At 51.9% G+C, this 395-nt stretch carries 1 pseudogene; it reads left to right on the forward strand.

Going from position 1 to position 395, the window contains the following annotated elements:
* Positions 1-395, forward strand: a pseudogene (locus ULO1_RS12095) (phage portal protein); the annotation flags it as partial.

The following is a 395-nucleotide window of genomic DNA, read 5'->3' on the forward strand; positions in this document are numbered from 1 at the left end:
TCTGAAGTGCCAGAGTTTGCCTTTGGCGTTCATACTCCTTCCAGCCATGCCAGCGTGAAAGAGCAGATGCCGCTCCTAATCCGTAGAGTGGCCAGGAAGCGTGAAATGGTGACCGAGTGTTGGCAAACCTTGGGCCGTATGCTCTTGGTGATGTATAGCAAGGCGACGGGCAAGAAGTTTGCTAGTTACGATGTGGCCATAACCTGGGATGCTGTTGTGGACAGAGATGAGAAAGAATATGCCGATACGCTCAAGACTGTGGTGGATGCGCTCAATACAGCCTTGCAGGGTGGATTTATCAGCCTAGAAGCAGCTGTGGATCTATTGAAGCAGTACGTGGAGACTATGCGAGATTACGTAACCGATGATCCAGAGCTGCCCGGCGAACGTGAACG

The organism is Carboxydocella sp. ULO1 (assembly GCF_002049255.1).
GTDB lineage: Bacteria > Bacillota.